Source organism: Cellulosilyticum lentocellum DSM 5427, assembly GCF_000178835.2.
Taxonomy (GTDB): domain Bacteria; phylum Bacillota; class Clostridia; order Lachnospirales; family Cellulosilyticaceae; genus Cellulosilyticum; species Cellulosilyticum lentocellum.
In genome coordinates this window covers 967,534-982,147 of record NC_015275.1, presented here as the reverse complement: position 1 = coordinate 982,147, position 14,614 = coordinate 967,534, and the positions used below count along the sequence as shown (strand labels likewise).

Below are 14,614 nucleotides of genomic sequence, written 5' to 3'. Positions count from 1 at the left end.
CACCATCCTTTAAACATAAGCTGCCGCTCTCCAAATTCATCTAATACTTCTATGTACTCTACTTTTTTTCAAAGCGTTCAATTAATGTTACTTCCACTCTTGGATTATCACTAAAATGCTTCTCTACAATCAGTCTAGTAACTTGGCTATCATCATCAAAAGCAACCTTATTTAAGCTATCTAAAATAATCTTAGCTACATTATCTAGATCAGGCTTTTTAGTCGGATGGAGTTTTCCTTCATCAATTAATTGCCTATTCTTTTTAGTCATAGCTTTAGGTATTGGGTACATTGCCACTATCTTAGCCTCAATCTCTCCTTGTAGCTTTCTAGCCTCCATGGTGTTAGTAAATACCCACTTAACTAAGCTCTCGTAACTTAGCGTATCCTGTGGAGTCATAGCATGACTTTTTCCACCTTGATTAAATACTCTCGGTCTTGCTTTGCCTTTTGGTTCTCCTGGTACTGTAAATCTTATTGCCATATCATAATCCTCCAATTAGTCTATTGATTAAATCATTATTTTCTTCTGTCCCCAACTTCCTTCTTATATCTTCATTTGGCATATCTATTGTTATTGTCATTCTCCTAAGCCTGCTTTTAATACGTTCATCATGCTTAAGGTCCTCAATGCTTAGGTTAGAAGTTATAATTGTGATTCTTCGATATGTCATTCTAGTATCTAGTAGTTTAAAGAATATTTCTGTAACCCATGGTGATACATTCTCAGTTCCAATATCATCTAATATCAATACTGGTATCTCATAAAACTCATTAAGTAATGATTGTTCTGTATATTCATCACTATTGCTATAAGTTTCTTTTATTTTGCTTAATAGATCTAATGTTGTAATAAACCTCACTCTTTGACTCTTATGCATTATTAATGCATTACCTGTACTTACTGCAAGCCTTGTCTTACCACTTCCTCTTGACTTGCTAAAAAAGAATAGTCCCTTTCCTTGTTGTTGCATTTCCTCAAAATTATTTATGTATCCACCTACTATTCTTTTGGCCCTTATTGCTATTTCTTTTTGATTATTTGAATAGATAGAAGTATCAAAACTATTTACAGTTAAGTTTTTAAATTCATCTGGTATCATTGCAAACTTCAATCTATTGCTTTGTACCATTTCTTCATAACATACACATTTACTTGCTGTATTTGTTCCTACATCTAATATCCATCCCATACCTTTACATTTAGGACAATTAGAAGGGGAGTTTTTCATCTTCAAGCTTGAGGTCTGCTGTTGTTCTTCCATAAACTCGTAATGCTCTGTCGATTTCGCTTTCGTATTCGACATTACTTGTATTCTTTGGAGCACTTCCTGTATAGCTTCCATTATCAGACTTCCTTTCCCACGTTCTAATTGCTGCCTTCCAATCTTTCATTTTATTTTTACCTATCATCCAACCTTTAGAAGAATAAAAGTCTATAAATATTTCAGCATCTATAGTGTTATTTCTTTCTTTACAATAACTTTTAATTTCTTCTAGTGTAGGTGGAGTGAAACGACTAATATCTTTATTATTTACTCTACTTTCCTTTACTTTACTTTCCTTTACTTTACTTTGTGTATTTTTGCATGCATTAACTGTAGTTTTCGTAACATTAACTATAGTTTTTGTTTCTGAAATCTCTTTTTCACTCAAAAGAATGTATTTTTCATCAAGTTCTACACTCACTCTTCTTCCAACTGCTAATAAAAATCTTTGTTGTATACCATGTGAAGTTAATATTTGATACTGTTCAAATAAATTGCTATTAAACAATTTCCATTGCAAGCATGTATTTATTACATCATTTACTAATGTTCCCTCTACATTAACCCGCTTTACAAATAATAATTGCTCTTTTTCTGTCCAATTACTGTAGTAACCATTTTTATAAATTGCTTGTAGTAATTTGATGAAAATAGCAAATCCTACAAGGCCAAACTTTGCCTCAAGCAATTCAATTTCATCATCAATCCCGGCTGTTACGTCAAGTGGGAAATAATCAATACCAATTTTCTTAGGCCTTGCCAATACCTTAACCTCCTTTCAAGGGGCCTTGTATTGGCCCCAATACTATCTATAATCCAAGTGATTCAGCATATTGATTTAAAGTGATTATTTTAGCTTTCTTTTTGCTTCTGCAATAATCACATTTACCACATCCAATAGGTTCTTCAACTAGATTCCTTACAGCCATGATACGTGGTAATCTGCCTTTAATTTCTTCTAACTTTTCTTCAATAAAGCTGGTACCCACATCAATAATTGCATGATCTGGAACCTCTTGCTTATCTACTACGAGCAAATAAGGTTCTAAGTATGTAGTCATTCCTAGATTTTGACGTAGTATTTCAGCGTATATGGCTATTTGTGTGTAATAGTCATACTTATCAATAAAGGTTTCTCTGCGCTTTGTATGCTCATTATAGTAAGTCTCTGACAGGTTCTTTGTTGTCTTAATATCAGCAAAGTAACCTTTTTCGATATTAAGAATATCTATTTGAATTTTGAAAGGAATACCACTGATTTTACCTGTAAAAATACGTTCCTTTTCAGCTCCATCACGAAATCTTTCTACCAGTGCATCATTCTTAAGGGTATTAATCATAACGTCTCCTAGTGCAAATTTAGCGTAAATTGAGCCATCTTTCTTAAACATTTCAGGGTGCTCAATAATAAATTCCTTCAAGTTTCCTTCATTCCAAGCATGAACATAGCTACCAAGCAAATATGCATCATTCTCTTTTTCTTGCCACTCCCCATTATGCTTGGCTAATTCTCTAGCTTCACAGCCTCCAGCGTGGAGAATATCCCACGCTTTAAAGCTGCTACTACCCATGAATGCAGATTCGGCTTCTTTACTAAAGTAATTTTTTCTATTTAGCTCCATCAGCTTCACCATCAAGTCTTACTTGTCCTTCTGTTTCTTCTGTAAATTCAACATCTACTGCATCTGCAAAAGGATCTTTAGCATCTTGTTTTTGTTCATCTTGCTTGAATTGCATATCACTGGATTCTTCATACGCTTTTGCCTGATCAATACTAGCAAAATCTTTTTCAATTTTCTTTGTAAGCCTTCTTAAAACTGTTTTCTTATAAGCTTCCTCTGGTGTCTTTGTCCACATTAAACCATTTTTCATTTTGCTAAAATTATCTCTAATACCTTCTATTTGCTTTGTGCTCATAGTCTCATATTCCATTCCACCATCTTGATAAAGAACTACTGCAAAAGCCCCGATAATCTCAGCATCATTAAATGGTAGAGGTTTAAAGTCTACTACTTGTTGACCTGCAACAATTTCCTCTTTAAATTCATCCCCTTTTCTGACTACCTTAGCGTAAATATCCTTAATGTCCCTAATGCTATACTTCTTAGCCATCTTGGTTTCGCCTTTGTAATCTGTTTGGAATTGTAGCTCACCACCATAAGGAATTGCATAGCACTCTCTTTGAAAAAAATCCAAACCAAGAAATGCACCTTTTAGCAATGTTCTAGCAATGCTTACCGGATGGCAATTTTCAATGCCTTTTGTATCCTGTAAAACAGTCATACAATTTTGAAGAAATCTAGTTTGATTAAAATCCTTTGGCATTGCCTCCATCTTTGTAGCTAATAGCTGGTTTAACCTGCTATGGGTTTCTTTTAAAACTAATTCTTTTTTATCTGACATAATTACATAACCTCCAATTCTTTTTCTGCAACAACTGTTACAAATGCTTGAATATCATTTTCTTCACAAATCTTAGTTACTTTTTCTTGCTCCGATTCATTAAGCTTTTCAAATCCATCTATACACATTACTCGTAGTTCTCCCATGCGTTGTAATGCCACCTTGAAAGCAACCTCTAGCTTTTCACCATCACTTAAACCATCTAATAGAGTGCCACCAATTCTGATGTTTCCTTTTTCATCAACACTAATTCCTTCAATTGGTAAGGCATGAGTTTTAAGTAAATCAGAAGGCTTTTCTCTAGCAACCTTAATCTTTTGAGTAAGGCTATCACTATACTCTTGTTTCTCTCTTAAACTGCCATTAATAATATCTTGTAGCCTGTCCCATTCTCTAAGATAGCTTTGCATTTCAGCCACTTTATCAGCCTCTTCCTGCAATGGTTCAATATCAATTACTGTATTTTCAGCAAGATACTCAGCTGCATTACCAACCCTTGTCTTTTCAGTTTCAATTCTTTGCACTGTTTGTTCATCAACTGCCTTAATTTCAATTTCTTTCTTATCTGAAAGGCCTTCAATCTTAGACTCATTAACTGAAATCTTATTATTTTGGATTTCAATTAGTGATTTCTTTTCTTCTACTTCTGCATCCACTTCGCTAGAAATTTGATTGAACATAGCATTATATTTTTCTTCAATATCAGCTATCTCTTGCTTTTTAGCTTCATCTAATTTAAATCTTTCATTCTCTTTTCTTTGCTCAGCACTGGCTATGTAATTCGATGCATCTACAATCTTCTTCTTAGCTAAATCAATAACATCTTTAAGATCAGCTTCTTCTTCTTTGTATTTCAAGTTAATTCTAGACTTCTGGCTATCTGCATCTGCATTAATGGCAGCTATCTTATTTTCAATTCCTTCTTGCAAAGCCTTGGCTTTATCAATTAGGTTATTGATACTTTGAGCTTCACTAATCTTGTTGTAATACTCTTGGATATTCTTAGCTCTCCATTCTTCACCATCATAATTACCTGGCAACTCTTTTTTAATAGATTCACATTGTACTTTAAGAGTAGTAATTTGACGATTAATCTCTTCGCGTTCTTTGTAATACTTAACCTCAATATCCTTAAGTACTTGAAGAATATGCTTATCATAGTTGATACCATCCGGCTCTACTCCAAACCAACTAATAATGTCATCTACTGACCAGTTAATTTCAATCATATTAAGAATAATTGCTGTCTGTTCCTTAATACTCATGTTTACAAAGTCAAGAGGTCTGAAAATATCACCTGAAATAAGCTTTCTAAGCTCAGATTCTGTAGAATTGATTGCCTTACCTTCTTGTCTAAGCTTCATATAGTCACTTTTTTCAGTTCTAATGCGTCTATCAATCTCTAGTCCTTCATCTGTTTCCACGTAAAGAGTAGCTTCATCCTCTCCATGTCTTACTACCTCAGAACGTCTACTAAAGTTAGTAAATGCTTTTTCAATAGCTTCTAATATTGAAGTCTTACCTTCTGCCTTTCTACCTTTAAGTACGTTAACGCCTGCTTTTGGACTCCAATTTAACTCTTTAACACCTATGAAATTTTTAATTTCTAAACGCTTAATCTTCATTGACTAAGACCTCCTTATTCCGTTTTTGTTGTATTGGTTACTAAACACTCTCTTTTTCTTACATGGCTGCCTTTTTACAACCTTGGTATCTTCATCAAACTCATTTATGTACTGTCTCTTATCTTCACACATTTTTTCACATTGATGTGGGTAAGCAAAACAATAAGCACATGGATCCATTTACCTCACCTCTAATACCTTAATTAATTCATTAAATGTTTCCCTCATAAATCTGCTTACTGTTACATTCTTTTGCTTTTTACCCCTATAATGTATAGCTTCTGCTATTTCTAATTTCCTTAAAGTATTAATAACCGTTTGGTTACAAGTGAACGTCTCCTTTGCTCCTTGTTCTATTGCAAACTTAAACTCATACTTTCGGCTTTTCATCATGTTGTCTAATACCCATTTAGCAACATTTGTTTCTCTGTAGGTAAGATTATCTGTAAGGCTAGTAATATATTTCATTGCATTTATCACTCTCCTATGCTATATTTCTCTTATAAATTATTTTCTTATGGCCTTTTTGTAGTTGCAGCTACTTTAAGGCTTTTTCTTTTTGCTCTCTCACGTTTAGCTATCCTAGGTTGTCCAACTTTCCAAGATGTGAATAATATTGTGGATAACACTAATATATATCCCCAACTCATAAGAACACCGCCAGTGCGAAAATAAATACAAATGCTGTAATGCCTGCTAAAACATCACCTAAAATCTCAAGCTTTGGTTCTCCTCTACATAGCTCTTTAAACTCGTCTAGCATTAAAGCTTTTCTAAGCATCTACTCAACTCCTTTGTTATTTGTTAGAATTGTGTTAAAATTTATTCTGTGAGCCTAGTACACCTCTATGAAAGGAGGTGATATTGATGCCCAAAGAAGAAATTGCTTTAGAATTAACTAAATTAATTGCAGATAAATTAATTCGTGAATGTAAGCTAGCAAATTCAGATATTGCTAAGTTTATATCTGAAGCTTATATGAATGTTTACAATAACTTAAACATTCCTACCCAAGAATAGTTTTAAATACTTCATTAATACATTCAGTAATCATTACCAAAACTTCAGGTTCACACTCTTTAGAGTTCTCTGCTAACAGCTCCACCTGTTTGTAGAGGACTTTTTCAATGTCTGCTACTGAATTAACTGTTACCGCTTCAGCTTTAAGGAATGGTTTTGTAATCCATCCTTCTTTATACAAAGCTTTATGTCCACAGATATGACAGTAACTAGGTACTTTATCTTGTTTTGGCAATACGACTACTTCACCGCACTTTTCGCATACATTTGCAAAACATGGTATTCTTTTTTCTTTAATCATTTCTATTCCTCCTATAGTTTTAAATATTTTAAAAATTATGTTAAAATTTATTCATCAGCTTTGCAGAGCTGAAATACTAATGAAAGGGGTGTTAATTATGTCTAGTATTAGTGATAGAGTTATAGCAAGAAATGGTGATATCTTTTCTATTAAACGTAATGAATCTGTAGTAGCAGATACTAAAGGTTTCTTTACAGATAAAAATTACCCTAATGGTATACAGTTACTTAGCACATCAGATATAAAAGTTAACGATGTATTGATTCACAATTTAACCGGTGAAAGTTATATGATCGAACGAATTCAACCACTAACACGTGCAAATGAACTACTTGGATACATTGCGTACTATAAGGTAAATACTGCTTCAAATGATACTCAAACATTTCAGTATAATATTGGTACTATACAAGGTTCAGCTGTAGTCGGTAATCAGCAAAACGTAACTCTCAATATAGGTTCAAGTATTGAAGAAATAAAATCATTGATATCCGCAAAACCTATTGAAGATCAAGAAGAATTAAATAAACTTATTCAACGTTTTGAAAATGTTATCGAAGATAATCAGCCCATAAGTAAAGGCTTCTTCTCAAAGTTTTCAGATGTACTAAAAAAGCATTCAGATATCGCAATTGCTCTTGGTGAAAACATAATAGATTGGTTAACTAATAGGTAGTTTACTTCTTTGGAATTCAATTAAGTTAGTTGCAACTATTAGTTGTTCTCTCATTAGTTTCATTGTGTCGTATGTAATATCAATAATTGTCAATGTTGTTGAAAGTAGCTGCTCTTGATTTTTTTTCAAATCAGCTACTTCTTTTTTTAATTTTGCTAGTTCATCACCGTCCATGGTTCTACTCCTCCTATTCATTAACAACTTCATCTATTTCAGACATTACATTCCAATACTCGCCAGTGATAAAATCAACAGCTTCTTGTACTGTGATTGGCCTAAGTTCTCCGGTATCTTCATCTTTAACCTTTGAATCTGGCACCTGTTGTAAGTATTCAGCAAAACCTTCTTGCAAAGCCTCTATCACTCTCTGATTTTCTTCTTCAATGCCCTCTTGAATTACTGCTATAATCTCTCCTTGGCGCTCATTAGCAGGTATCTCAAAATCATTTAGATTAATAATGTTTCTTTCTGCAGCTATTCTTACCACTTTCTCAATCATCTTCCTTTTCATTCCTATACCCTCATTTCTCTATTCTCTAAAAATTTACCTATAAAGTAAGCTTGTCCTTTTGGTGTAACATAGGTAGTAAAGTTAGTATGGAAGTTTCCCTCTTTGTCTGGACTAGTTCTCTCTACTAGCTCCAGTACCTTTAAATTGATAGCTTTTTGAGTAGCTTTACATGAAAACTTTTCTACAAACTCTTTCTCTCGTAGCCATTTATACAGCCTTTGTTCGCCTATCTGTATTCCGTTTTGAGATATTAACCTAGCAAGCTCACGAACTAATATAGAATTCTTAGAAGCTGTTATGGCATTTGCAAAGGCTACTTTCGGTTCTTGTTCTTCTAGCAGCTTTCTATTTTTAGCATTTTCAAGTTCAATAACCTTTTTCTCCTCTTGCTCTTTAATCCATGCCTTAGCACGTTCTACTGGATCATCAATCATATATGAGTCTTTCTTAAGTGTTTTGTTTTCTTTCTCTAGCTTTTCTATGTACTGCACTGTCTTGTATCTAACTACCGCTGATTCTTTATTAAGCATTTGTAAGACACCAGCTTTATTCATGGAGTAACAAGGTTGTTCTTTATTCTGCTTATTAATGTATGAGGACTCCGAAAAATTTCCGACTCCTATAAAACCAGCTTTTTCAAGTGTTTCAATTTCTAATCTAATAGATTTAAGTAAGTCGTCATGTCTTTTCTCTGTTGTATTACCTTCTTCTGTTCTAAATGTATTAATCATTCCTACTAACTCAACGCTAGTAATTCTTACCTCATTACTATCTGTGCCAACTAAGATAACTGGTGTTTGATCTCCTTGTGCTAATGCACTACTCATTTTGTTCATGCTGTTTCTCCCTTCTGATTACCCACATATTCATAAAATAACTTTGGGGATATGTAATAATTCCATCGACTGCTACCAGGTGTTAATTTTGCTATACCAAAAGGTAGTGTGCCATCTCGTAAACATAGCCTAATAAAATGTGGTGCTTTACCCATTATCCTTGCAGCTTCATTAATTGTTATTTGTTGCTTGTCCATATTCCACCTGCTTTGAATTTCTTGATTTTTCCTCAAAGGATATAATGTCTTGTTCTGTAATTCTGTACTGTTTACCTACCTTCATCGCTGAAAGTTTCCCTTTTCTTATCCAGTCCCAAACTGTAATAATTTTTACGCTATATCTTTCAGCAATTTCTTCACACGTAAATAGTTTACTCATGGCTTTCTCCTTTCTCAAAATTTTCTAAAAATAATAAATAATACTTGTGTATACTTCGGTTTTGTGATATACTTTCATTGTTCAGATTAAGTAAATCGTTTTTATAAAGCATTATTTTTTAGTTGTATATTTTTTGTTTACTGCGCTTTTTCGAAGTATGATTATATATTACTCCGTTTTGTTATGCGCGTCAACAAATATACTACAACTTTTCGAAGTATATCTATTTTTAACGAAAGGAGTAATCTTATGTATAGTATATTTGAACAATTGTTACAAAAAAATGGGGTAAGTTCATATAAAGTTTCAAAGGACACAGGAATAGCACAATCTGTTTTTAGTGGTTGGAAAAGTGGAAAAAGCCAAATAAAACAAGATAAGCTTAAAATATTAGCTGATTATTTTGGGGTTTCTTTAAATTATATGATGGGAATTGAGGATAAGGACGTATATGAAAATGAATTAGAGGCTAAAAATGCTACTGAAAAAGAGCTTTTATTGCTATGTAGAAAAGTCAATGATGCTCCAGAAGAAGTTCGCGAGCAAATTGTAGAACAATTTAAGAACACAATAGATATATATTTAAAAGCTAAGGGTATAAAATAACATAACCAATAACTAATGGGGAGGACTTGTATTGAATAAATCGAATAAACCTAACTTTAAACTGTGCGAAAAATTAGCCACAAAACTACTTGCAATGCAAAACATTGATTCTAGTAAAATAGATATTATGAATTTAAATTATGATAAGACGATAATTTTTGACACAATACAAAACTATGCAAAGCTAACATTTACTCCAATTGAAAAATTTATTAATCCAAATACACAATTACTTTCTGAAGGTTGTTGCGTACCTATTAAAGAAAATGGTAATGAGATATATTTGATCCTATATAATGATAAGAGCCAGTCAGATGAACATCTGAATTGGACTTTAGCACACGAAATAGGTCATATTTATATGGGCCATAAATATGATTCAGAAATACAAGAAATAGAAGCTCATTTTTTTGCAGCCCAACTACTAATGCCAGAATATGTTATTTATAAGATGTCAACATTAGGAACTGTAAATGTTGATGATATATATACGATGTTTAATGTATCTTTGCAAGCAGCACAAAAGCGCCTTAATACGTATCGAAAAAAGCATTATATCAATAAAACCTATAATGATGAAAAAATATGGCAAATGATGGAGAGAGATATCAGAAATCATTACTTATATGCTAACTCATCAGATGAATTTAGAAGGTTTTTAAATATTCCTATAATAGATATTTAGAGGTGATGTAATAATGAAACAAATCAAAAACCCTAACGGTTATGGTTCGATTTATAATTTAGGAGGAAGAAGAAGAAAACCCTGGGCTGTAAAAGTTACCACAGGGTTTGAAAAGGATAACGAAACAGGAAAGCTAAAACAAATACGAGAATATCTTGGATATTTTGAAAAAAGAACTGATGCCATAGCTGCTCTAGCAAAATATAATGAAAATCCATATGATATAAGCACTAAAAAAATAAAACTTAAAGATATTTACGAGCGTTGGTGCAATACAACCGACTTTATCTCATTATCTGACTCAACTAAGAAATCTCACGCACTAGCATTCAATAAACTAGAGAATGCACATAACATGCCTTTTTCTAAGTTGAATACTAATACGCTACAAATACTAATAGATGAAACTGGATCCACTCCAACTGTAAAACTTCAAATAAAAAAGTTATTAGGTAATTTATATTTATATGCAGAAAAATATGATATAGTCACAAAAAACTATTCTAAATTTATAGATGTTGGAGATACATCGTCTAAAATAGAGAGAAGAATTTACACTCATGAAGAAATAGAAAAACTTTGGAATAACTTAGCTGAAAACAAGTGGATAGATAGCATTTTATTTATGTTATATACAGGATTTAGAGTTAGTGAAATGTTAGAACTTAAAATAGAAAATATTGACTTAGAAAATCTAACAATGAGTGGAGGGAAAAAAACGGCTGCTGGTAAGCGTACAATTCCTATTCATAGTAAAATAGTAGACATTGTAAAAAATAGATATGATGAAAATTATGAGTATTTATTTAGGACTCAGAAAGGAACAAAAATGACGGCTGACAGTTATAGGGTTAGCTTCTATAATCCAATTATGGAGCAGTTAAATTTAACTGGATCAGGATGCCATGACCTTAGACATACATTTTGTTCTAAAATGGATAGCTATAATATTAATGCTACTACTTTAAAACGAATAATGGGACACTCTACAAAAGACGTTACTGATATTTATACTCATAAAACCATTGATGATTTAAAGGAAGCAGTAGAACTTTTAGAATACTGATTTGTGAACTACTTGTGAACTACCGCTTATTTCTTCTAGTATTTTAAGGGTGCTATCCTACCATACACAAGCCACTATTTCCCATCTATTTCATTGACTATCAATAACCACCCGCATTCATTAATTTTGCGTTATAGTCAAAAAACATTCTCCCCCTGAAACCTAGGTCCTTTTTATGTCATCATTTATCAATAATTTGTATTTTTATACTATCCACTTGTTGTTTGATAAAAGGATTTTTCGCCTATTATTTCGTTATTTTTTTAACATTATTAATTAGTAGATTTCCTTTCTATTCTTAATTTAGTCTCTTACTTTCATTAACTTGTATATTTTTTTCTGTCTTTGTATACATAAAAAACTTATTTTTTAGTATATTAAATTATTGACAACTTATTTCCCTTATGTTAACATCAGTTTGTAGTCAAAACGAAGAACACTTCGAAAAAGAACTGTATTTTTTAACAATTTAATTGTTAAAAAAATAACATTTCAATACACTTACACGTTTCATATTTTAAAAAGAAACATCACATAATAAACTTATATTGTTTACATCAAGGAGGCTTACTTAAATGTCTGAAAACAAAAAAGCAAAAATTGACGCACCAGTAATTGATGCAGTAAAAATGGTAGATGAATTAGCACAAAAGGCATCTGTTGCTTTAGATGAAATGCTTAAACTTGACCAAGAACAAATCGATGAAATCGTAAAAGCTATGGCTCTTGCTGGGCTTTCAAATCAAATGCATCTTGCAAAAATGGCAGTTGAAGAAACTGGCCGTGGTATCTTTGAAGATAAAGTTACTAAAAACATCTTCTCAACAGAATACATTTATCACAGCATTAAATATGATAAAACAGTAGGTATTATTGAAGACAACGATGATGAAGCTTACATGTTAGTAGCTGAACCAGTAGGGGTTGTAGCAGGCGTTACTCCAGTAACAAATCCAACTTCAACTACAATGTTCAAAGCCATCATTTCTCTTAAAACAAGAAATCCAATCATCTTTGGTTTCCATCCATCAGCTCAAAACTGTTCAGCTGAAGCTGCTCGTATTGTAAGAGATGCTGCTATTAAAGCTGGTGCTCCAGAAAACTGTGTACAATGGATTGAACATCCATCAATCGAAGCAACTAACGCACTTATGAATCATCCAAAAGTTGCATTAGTACTTGCTACAGGTGGTTCTGCAATGGTTCGTGCAGCTTACTCAACTGGTAAACCTGCTCTTGGTGTTGGTCCTGGTAACGTACCTGCTTTCATTGAAAAAACAGCCGTAGTTGAAAGAGCTGTAAATGACATTATTTTAAGTAAGTCTTTCGATAATGGTATGATTTGTGCTTCTGAACAAGCGGCTATCATCGAAGCACCTATCTATGACAAAGCAGTAGCTCTTATGAAAGCACAAGGCTGCTACTTTGCTACTAAAGAAGAAGTTAAAAAACTTGAACCAGTTGTTATCAACCTTGAAAAAGGTATGGTTAATGCAGCTATTGTAGGTAAATACCCATATGAAATTGCTGCCATGGCTGGTATCACAATTCCAAAAGAAACTAAGATCCTTTGCTGCGAAATTGAAGGCGCAGGTCCTGAGTATCCACTTTCAAGAGAAAAACTTTCTCCAGTACTTGCAGTTATTAAAGCTAAAGACGTAAACGATGGTATTACAAAAGCTGAAATCATGGTTGAAATGGGTGGTCTTGGACATACATCTTCTGTTCACTCAACTGATGATGAAGTCATCAAAGAATTCAGCCGTCGTCTTAAAACTGGTCGTATCGTAGTTAACTCACCATCTACACACGGTGCAATTGGTGATATCTATAACACAAATATGCCATCATTAACACTTGGTTGTGGTTCTTACGGATGTAACTCTACAACTCAAAACGTAACAGCAGTAAACTTAATCAATACAAAAAGGGTGGCAAAACGTAAAGTGAATATGCAGTGGTTTAAAATTCCAGAAAAAATCTACTTTGAAGCTGGTTCAATAGCATACCTTGCTAAAATGCCAGAAGTATCTAGAGTATTAATCGTAACTGATCCAATGATGGTTCAATTAGGTTACGTTGATAAACTTGTTTACCAATTAAATAAAAATCCTAATAACCCAACAATTGAAATCTTTAGTGATGTAGAGCCAGATCCAGACTTAACGACAGTACGTCGTGGTACAGAAATGATGAACTCATTTAAACCAGACACAATCATTGCTCTTGGTGGTGGTTCAGCACTTGATGCTGCTAAAGGTATGTGGTTATTCTATGAACAACCAGAAGCAGACTTTATTGCTATGGCCCAAAAATTCGCAGATATTAGAAAACGTGTTTATAAATTCCCTAAACTTGGTCAAAAAGCACAAATGGTATCTATTCCTACAACTTCAGGTACAGGTTCAGAGGTTACTTCATTCGCTGTTATCTCAGATAAAGCAAACAATATGAAATATCCACTTGCTGACTACGAATTAACTCCAAACGTGGCAATCATTGACCCTGATTTTGTTATGAGTGTACCTCCAGTTCCAACAGCTGATACTGGTCTTGACGTATTAACACATGCTATTGAAGCTTACGTTTCTATCTTAGCATCTGACTATACTGATGCACTTGCACTTAAAGCGATTCAACTTGTATTTGAATACCTTCCACGTTCATACAAAAACGGTGCTAAAGACCCAGTAGCTAGAGAAAAAATGCATAATGCATCAACTATCGCTGGTATGGCCTTCACTAATGCCTTCTTAGGTATTAACCACTCAATGGCTCATAAACTTGGTGGTGAATTCCATATCGTTCACGGTCGTGCAAATGCCATTTTATTACCACACATTGTAGAGTACAACGGATGTACAAACCCAAGTAAGTTTGTTATCTTCCCTAAATATGAAAAATATATTGCACCACAAAAATTCCAAGAAATTGCTAAAGCATTAGGTCTTCCAGCTTCTACGCCAGAAGAAGGTGTTAAATCTCTTGCTAATGCAATCCGAAACTTAATGAAAGAGCTTAATATGCCTCTTACTATTAAAGAACTTGGTATCGATGAAAAAACTTACATGGCTAAAGTTGATGAGTTAGCTTACAAAGCATTCGAAGATCAATGTACAACAGCAAACCCAAGACTTCCAAAAGTAACTGAGCTTGCTGAACTTTATAAAAAAGCTTACTACGGTAAATAATTAATCCTTAATTATTTCCTTTCAATTCAATCAATCCCTCACAAAAAG

The 14,614-nt window shown here is 33.2% G+C and carries 21 protein-coding genes; 6 read left to right on the top strand and 15 right to left on the bottom strand.

Annotation, left to right across the window (positions count from 1 at the left end; all coding sequences use genetic code 11):
* Positions 1-58: 58 nt before the first annotated feature.
* From CLOLE_RS04210 to CLOLE_RS23785, 9 genes are all read right to left on the bottom strand, one after another.
* A complete protein-coding gene (locus CLOLE_RS04210) occupies positions 59-484 on the bottom strand; it encodes a RusA family crossover junction endodeoxyribonuclease (protein WP_013655834.1) in 426 nt (141 codons plus the stop codon).
* Position 485: 1 nt separating this feature from the next.
* Positions 486-1,307 carry an ATP-binding protein gene (locus CLOLE_RS04205; RefSeq protein ID WP_162145064.1) on the bottom strand — a complete coding sequence of 274 codons (822 nt, stop codon included), beginning with the start codon at positions 1,305-1,307 and terminating at the stop codon, positions 486-488.
* Entirely contained in the window at positions 1,213-2,031 is an 819-nt protein-coding gene (locus tag CLOLE_RS21600; RefSeq protein WP_013655832.1) for a DUF4373 domain-containing protein, read from the bottom strand. Before CLOLE_RS21600 ends, CLOLE_RS04205 begins: the two co-directional genes overlap by 95 nt.
* A gap of 46 nt (positions 2,032-2,077) precedes the next feature.
* Positions 2,078-2,890, bottom strand: coding sequence for a PD-(D/E)XK nuclease-like domain-containing protein (locus CLOLE_RS04195; RefSeq protein WP_050794665.1), 813 nt, complete (start codon positions 2,888-2,890; stop codon positions 2,078-2,080).
* Positions 2,877-3,671, bottom strand: a complete 795-nt coding sequence (locus tag CLOLE_RS04190) for a recombinase RecT (protein WP_013655830.1) — start codon at positions 3,669-3,671, stop codon at positions 2,877-2,879. Before CLOLE_RS04190 ends, CLOLE_RS04195 begins: the two co-directional genes overlap by 14 nt.
* 2 nt (positions 3,672-3,673) lie before the next feature.
* Positions 3,674-5,296, bottom strand: coding sequence for a hypothetical protein (locus CLOLE_RS04185; RefSeq protein ID WP_013655829.1), 1,623 nt, complete (start codon positions 5,294-5,296; stop codon positions 3,674-3,676).
* A gap of 3 nt (positions 5,297-5,299) precedes the next feature.
* Entirely contained in the window at positions 5,300-5,476 is a 177-nt protein-coding gene (locus CLOLE_RS22800; protein WP_013655828.1) for a hypothetical protein, read from the bottom strand.
* Positions 5,477-5,764, bottom strand: a complete 288-nt coding sequence (locus CLOLE_RS04180) for a hypothetical protein (RefSeq protein ID WP_013655827.1) — start codon at positions 5,762-5,764, stop codon at positions 5,477-5,479. It lies immediately after the preceding gene.
* Positions 5,765-5,942: 178 nt separating this feature from the next.
* The gene (locus CLOLE_RS23785; RefSeq protein ID WP_013655825.1) at positions 5,943-6,077 is read right to left on the bottom strand and encodes a hypothetical protein; all 135 of its coding nucleotides are present in this window, start codon (positions 6,075-6,077) and stop codon (positions 5,943-5,945) included.
* Positions 6,078-6,160: 83 nt separating this feature from the next.
* Between CLOLE_RS23785 and CLOLE_RS22795 the strand changes: the two genes are divergently transcribed.
* Positions 6,161-6,316: a hypothetical protein gene (locus CLOLE_RS22795; RefSeq protein ID WP_157864034.1), complete on the top strand. Its 156-nt coding sequence runs from the start codon at positions 6,161-6,163 to the stop codon at positions 6,314-6,316.
* Here the strand turns inward: CLOLE_RS22795 and CLOLE_RS04175 are convergent.
* Entirely contained in the window at positions 6,303-6,617 is a 315-nt protein-coding gene (locus CLOLE_RS04175) for an RNA polymerase Rbp10 (protein WP_013655823.1), read from the bottom strand. The genes CLOLE_RS22795 and CLOLE_RS04175 overlap by 14 nt on opposite strands.
* 97 nt (positions 6,618-6,714) lie before the next feature.
* On the opposite strand from CLOLE_RS04175, the gene CLOLE_RS04170 reads away from it, so the two are divergent.
* A complete protein-coding gene (locus CLOLE_RS04170; RefSeq protein WP_041712906.1) occupies positions 6,715-7,293 on the top strand; it encodes a hypothetical protein in 579 nt (192 codons plus the stop codon).
* On the opposite strand, the gene CLOLE_RS04165 is transcribed toward CLOLE_RS04170, so the two are convergent.
* The 5 genes from CLOLE_RS04165 to CLOLE_RS04145 are packed head-to-tail and all read right to left on the bottom strand — an operon-like array spanning position 7,279 to position 9,018.
* Positions 7,279-7,467: a hypothetical protein gene (locus tag CLOLE_RS04165; RefSeq protein WP_013655821.1), complete on the bottom strand. Its 189-nt coding sequence runs from the start codon at positions 7,465-7,467 to the stop codon at positions 7,279-7,281. The two genes, CLOLE_RS04170 and CLOLE_RS04165, sit on opposite strands and share 15 nt — an antisense overlap.
* A 13-nt stretch (positions 7,468-7,480) precedes the next feature.
* Positions 7,481-7,804, bottom strand: coding sequence for a hypothetical protein (locus tag CLOLE_RS04160; protein WP_013655820.1), 324 nt, complete (start codon positions 7,802-7,804; stop codon positions 7,481-7,483).
* A gap of 2 nt (positions 7,805-7,806) precedes the next feature.
* Positions 7,807-8,640, bottom strand: coding sequence for a phage antirepressor Ant (locus tag CLOLE_RS21595; RefSeq protein WP_013655819.1), 834 nt, complete (start codon positions 8,638-8,640; stop codon positions 7,807-7,809).
* Positions 8,637-8,837 carry a hypothetical protein gene (locus tag CLOLE_RS04150; RefSeq protein WP_013655818.1) on the bottom strand — a complete coding sequence of 67 codons (201 nt, stop codon included), beginning with the start codon at positions 8,835-8,837 and terminating at the stop codon, positions 8,637-8,639. The genes CLOLE_RS21595 and CLOLE_RS04150 overlap by 4 nt, the downstream gene beginning before the upstream one ends.
* Complete coding sequence (locus CLOLE_RS04145) at positions 8,812-9,018, bottom strand: helix-turn-helix domain-containing protein (protein WP_013655817.1); 207 nt, start codon at positions 9,016-9,018, stop codon at positions 8,812-8,814. Before CLOLE_RS04145 ends, CLOLE_RS04150 begins: the two co-directional genes overlap by 26 nt.
* 249 nt (positions 9,019-9,267) lie before the next feature.
* Between CLOLE_RS04145 and CLOLE_RS22350 the strand changes: the two genes are divergently transcribed.
* The 4 genes from CLOLE_RS22350 (at position 9,268) to adhE (ending at position 14,566) form a co-directional block, all read left to right on the top strand.
* Positions 9,268-9,624, top strand: a complete 357-nt coding sequence (locus tag CLOLE_RS22350; RefSeq protein ID WP_013655816.1) for a helix-turn-helix domain-containing protein — start codon at positions 9,268-9,270, stop codon at positions 9,622-9,624.
* A 31-nt stretch (positions 9,625-9,655) separates the two neighbouring features.
* A complete protein-coding gene (locus CLOLE_RS21585) occupies positions 9,656-10,309 on the top strand; it encodes an ImmA/IrrE family metallo-endopeptidase (protein WP_013655815.1) in 654 nt (217 codons plus the stop codon).
* 13 nt (positions 10,310-10,322) lie between these two features.
* Positions 10,323-11,375 carry a tyrosine-type recombinase/integrase gene (locus CLOLE_RS04130; RefSeq protein WP_013655814.1) on the top strand — a complete coding sequence of 351 codons (1,053 nt, stop codon included), beginning with the start codon at positions 10,323-10,325 and terminating at the stop codon, positions 11,373-11,375.
* A gap of 575 nt (positions 11,376-11,950) precedes the next feature.
* Positions 11,951-14,566, top strand: a complete 2,616-nt coding sequence (adhE, locus tag CLOLE_RS04125; RefSeq protein WP_013655813.1) for a bifunctional acetaldehyde-CoA/alcohol dehydrogenase — start codon at positions 11,951-11,953, stop codon at positions 14,564-14,566.
* The last annotated feature ends 48 nt before the right edge of the window (positions 14,567-14,614 follow it).